Origin of the sequence: Vibrio sp. 10N.222.49.C9 (assembly GCF_041474985.1) — a bacterium.
Lineage (GTDB): Bacteria > Pseudomonadota > Gammaproteobacteria > Enterobacterales > Vibrionaceae > Vibrio > Vibrio crassostreae_C.
The window spans coordinates 57,601-61,774 of the sequence record NZ_JBFRVD010000060.1 but is presented as its reverse complement, the minus strand read 5'-3'; the positions used below and the strand labels follow the sequence as shown (position 1 = coordinate 61,774).

At 43.8% G+C, this 4,174-nt stretch carries 5 protein-coding genes; 4 read left to right on the top strand and 1 reads right to left on the bottom strand.

Features of this window, described 5'->3' with window-relative positions; all coding sequences use genetic code 11:
• From AB4585_RS20755 to AB4585_RS20740, 4 genes are all read left to right on the top strand, one after another.
• Positions 1–184, top strand: a 184-nt coding sequence (locus AB4585_RS20755) for a hypothetical protein (RefSeq protein ID WP_372170774.1), incomplete at its 5' end; no start/stop codon positions are given.
• Positions 185–540: 356 nt separating this feature from the next.
• Positions 541–762 carry a FeoA family protein gene (locus tag AB4585_RS20750; RefSeq protein WP_004734203.1) on the top strand — a complete coding sequence of 74 codons (222 nt, stop codon included), beginning with the start codon at positions 541–543 and terminating at the stop codon, positions 760–762.
• Positions 763–3,036 (top strand): Fe(2+) transporter permease subunit FeoB, encoded by a 2,274-nt coding sequence (gene feoB, locus AB4585_RS20745; protein WP_372056274.1) that lies wholly within the window; start codon positions 763–765, stop codon positions 3,034–3,036. It abuts the gene before it with no gap.
• Entirely contained in the window at positions 3,033–3,263 is a 231-nt protein-coding gene (locus AB4585_RS20740; protein WP_017061938.1) for a FeoC-like transcriptional regulator, read from the top strand. Before feoB ends, AB4585_RS20740 begins: the two co-directional genes overlap by 4 nt.
• Positions 3,264–3,395: 132 nt before the next feature.
• On the opposite strand, the gene AB4585_RS20735 is transcribed toward AB4585_RS20740, so the two are convergent.
• Positions 3,396–3,824: an HIT domain-containing protein gene (locus AB4585_RS20735; protein ID WP_017061937.1), complete on the bottom strand. Its 429-nt coding sequence runs from the start codon at positions 3,822–3,824 to the stop codon at positions 3,396–3,398.
• Positions 3,825–4,174 lie beyond the last annotated feature (350 nt).

Below are 4,174 nucleotides of genomic sequence, written 5' to 3'. Positions count from 1 at the left end.
AGATACGAGATACGAGATACGAGATACGAGATACGAGATACGAGATACGAGATACGAGATAAATGGGGAGTTTAAAAAGGTTGTTGGGATAAAAAAAAGGGAAGAAAAAAAATATCGTGGCATAGCCGGGGGGACTATACCACGGGTGCCAACGACACCTTCGCTTGCTGCCGGAGTGATATAGCAAAGCCATATCACCTCTGGAATAAAATTAAAGAGAAGTAGTTTCTCTTCGATGGAGTAACTATACGTCCAGCTACTTATTTTACTTATAAAATTAACGACAGATACCTATGAGAAAACCGACATTGTCTCAAGTGATTGATAATTAATGATTTGTTTTTGTTTGGGAGGGTTTGTACTAGTGAGGTAGTTCTCGCTAGTTGTTGAAAGTAACGTTTTTGACGTAAACGTTTTTAACGAAACTTACGAGTATGTATTTTCGAAAACATTGATTTCACACAATAGAATTGTGGGCATGTATGTGTATCATGGCGTTAATAACAATCTTTCTCATTATCAGTCACGAATTGGGTACTTATGAAACTCTCACAATTAGAGCAAGGAAAGGCGGCTTCTATTGTTGCACTAACAGGTTTAACACCAGACGTAAGGAAGAAACTTATGGTCATGGGTATGTTGCCAAAAACCGAGGTGACGCTTATCCGCCGTGCACCTATGGGTGATCCGCTTCAAGTTGAAGTGAGAGGTGTTTCTATCGCCATTCGTGAAAGCATTGCAGAACAAATCGAGGTTATCTAAATGGATTATCAAGTTCTTACCGTTGGTAACCCGAATAGTGGTAAAACAACACTGTTCAACGCACTGACTGGTGCTAAGCAGCACGTTGGTAACTGGGTTGGTGTCACTGTTGAAAAGAAGACGGGTTTATACTCGCACGCTGGTGATCAGTTTCAACTAACGGATTTACCGGGTATCTACGCACTAGACAGTGGTAATGATGCGAACAGCATCGATGAGTCTATCGCGTCTCGCGCTGTTTTAACTCACCCAGCAGATGTGATCATCAATGTTGTCGACGCTAGCTGTCTAGAACGAAGCTTATATATGACATTACAGCTGCGTGAGTTGGGTCGCCCAATGATCGTTGTGTTGAACAAAATGGATGTATTAAAGCGCGAACGTCAGGTGATTAACCTTAAAGCACTAGAGAAAGAGCTAGGTTGCCCAGTTCTAAGCTTGTCTGCAAACGATAAAGGTCAAGTGGTTCGCTTTAAAGAGCGCCTGCATAAACTGCTTGTTCAAGGTGTGAGCCTTGACCCTATCTCTATTGATTACGATGCCGCGTTAGAAGCTCTTATCCCTTCTGTTGAGTCACAATTTGATGATGCTGACGTATCTCACCGAGCGCTAGCGATTCGTGCTTTAGAAAATGATTACTTGGTATTGAATGGTTTAGCCCCACAAACTCGCACTCAAATTGATAGCGTGCGTCTTGGTGCCGATTTCGATATTGACCTTGCTGTTGCTGACGCTAAATACACTTTCTTACATGACCTTTGTAAACGTGTTCGTCGCAGCGAAGGCAAACTAAGCCGTAACTTTACAGAGAAAGCAGACCAATTCATTTTGAACAAATGGGTCGGTATTCCTTTCTTCTTCGTTATCATGTACCTAATGTTCATGTTCTCTATCAATATCGGTAGTGCGTTTATCGACTTCTTCGATATTGGTGTTGGAGCAATATTAGTTGATGGTGGACACCACTTATTAGATGGCCATTTACCAGTTTGGTTAGTCACTGTACTTGCTGATGGTATTGGCGGCGGTATCCAAACGGTTGCGACCTTTATTCCTGTTATCGCAGCGCTTTACCTATTCTTAGCGGTACTAGAAAGCTCAGGCTACATGGCTCGTGCTGCATTTGTACTTGATAAAGTGATGCAGAAGATTGGTTTACCGGGTAAAGCATTTGTCCCACTTGTACTGGGCTTTGGTTGTAACGTGCCTTCAATCATGGCAACTCGTACTCTTGACCAAGAGCGCGAACGTAAACTAGCAGCATCAATGGCGCCGTTTATGTCATGTGGTGCTCGTTTACCGGTATACGTACTGTTCGCGGCGGCGTTCTTCCCAGGTGCAGGACAAAACGTAGTATTCGCTCTGTACATCATGGGTATCGTTGCTTCTGTATTTACGGGTTTGTTCCTGAAAAACACGATCTACCCAGGTAGCAGTGATAGCTTAGTGATGGAAATGCCAGATTACGAATTGCCGACAGTGCAAAACGTAATGTTGAAAACTTGGCAGAAGCTGAAGCGTTTCGTACTTGGTGCAGGTAAAACAATCGTGATGGTTGTGGCTATTCTTAGCTTCCTAAACTCTCTAGGTATGGACGGCAGCTTTGGTAACGAAGATAGCGAAAACTCAGTACTGTCTAGAGCAGCTCAAGTTGTAACACCTGTATTCCAACCAATTGGTATTACTGAAGAGAACTGGCCTGCAACGGTTGGTATCATCACAGGTATTTTCGCTAAAGAAGCCGTTGTTGGTACATTAAATAGCCTATATACAACGCCTTCTGATGAAGAAGCAGCTGAGTTTGACTTAGCAGCAAGCCTGCAAGAAGCGGTAATGACGATCCCTGAAAACCTAGCCGGATTGAGCTACTCAGATCCATTAGGTATTGAAGTTGGCGACTTGTCTGACTCTAATTCTGTAGCAGCTGACCAAGAAGTCGATACCTCTATCTTTGGTAACTTGAAAGACAAGTTTGTATCTGGTCATGCGGCATTCGCTTACTTGATTCTTATCCTGCTTTACACGCCTTGTGTGGCCGCGATGGGTGCTTATGTTCGTGAATTTGGTCAGACGTTTGCACGCTTCATCGCGGTTTGGACGATGGCTCTTGGTTACTTTGGTGCGACTTTCTACTACCAAGCGGCAAACTTTGCTGCGCATCCTGTGACAAGTGCAGTATGGATGGTGGCGATTGCTGGTGGTTTTGTGGTGACGTATCGCGTCTTCAAGAAAGTGGGCAGTAAGCAGAAAGCACTAGAGGTGCAAGTAGTATGATTTTAACTGAACTTCATCAATACATTGATAGCCACGGCGTTGCGGCTCGTAAAGAGCTCGCTGCAAAGTTTGGCATGAGTGAAGATGGCGTCGATGCGATGCTGAGTGTTTGGGTCAAGAAAGGGAAAGTTTCTCGTTTGGTCGATACGAATAAGCATGGTCATACAACGCGTATTCGCTACACCATCAGCAAACAAGATGGTTTGTCGCTTAACGTGATGATGTAGTTCGGTCTTCAGACTCTCGTTGAAAAAGGCGAGATTAGAAAATGACAAAGCCGCTTATCTAAGATGAGTGGCTTTTTGTTATGTGTCTTTTCTGAAGTGTTTTGCTTTAAAGCTCAATGAGATGAACTCGAATTATGCTTTCTTGAAGATAGAGCTCAGTGACAGAACGTTTTGGATACGAGTCAGGATAGCGGCTTGATCTTCTTCACTGCGCTGTTCGCCTTTTGTATTACCCCATACTGGGCCGGGCCAAGCAATGTCGTCTTTGAAGCGTGCAATATGGTGGATGTGCAGTTGTGGCACCATATTACCCAGCGCACCAAGGTTCAATTTGTCTGGTTGGAACGTTGCTTCTAATGCTTGGCTTACCGCCTGAGATTCATGTAGGAACTGCTGTTGCTCTTTCATTGGTAAGTGGTGCAACTCTTTTAGGTTGGCACGTTTTGGTACCAAGATAACCCAAGGCACTGCGTTATCTTTGTGTAGCAGGGCTAAGCTCAGTGGAAATTCGCCGATAAGTGTGGTGTCTTTCGCAAGTTGCGGGTGAAGTTCGAAGCTCATGATCTTTCCAATTAATTGTTTTACATGAGTATAAGGTCGGAGTTTGAATGTGGCTAGGGCTTACGTTCTCAATAAGCAGATTCCCTATCACGTTCGTCCCTCACTGTAGGGAATGATGGTGAGAAGAGGGATAACGATTTGGTGTGGTTTGATGGCGCATCATTGATGTTGTCTTGGATTCACTACACCTATTCTCGTCATCTCCTAGAGCGACGAATGAGCGTAATAGGAGATCTCTTGCTGTGTAGGTTAGCTAATCGCTTAAATAATCGAGTAAACAAACCTCCAGACAAAAAAAAGGTTGACGCTTTCACGTCAACCTTTCTAATTTTCTCGAATCTCGAATCTCG

Bases quoted from the DNA above. Each gene is read 5' to 3' on its own strand.
- AB4585_RS20750 (WP_004734203.1), top strand. From the start codon at position 541: ATGAAACTCTCACAATTAGAGCAAGGAAAGGCGGCTTCTATTGTTGCA.
- feoB (WP_372056274.1), top strand. From the start codon at position 763: ATGGATTATCAAGTTCTTACCGTTGGTAACCCGAATAGTGGTAAAACA.
- AB4585_RS20740 (WP_017061938.1), top strand. From the start codon at position 3,033: ATGATTTTAACTGAACTTCATCAATACATTGATAGCCACGGCGTTGCG.
- AB4585_RS20735 (WP_017061937.1), bottom strand. From the start codon at position 3,824: ATGAGCTTCGAACTTCACCCGCAACTTGCGAAAGACACCACACTTATC.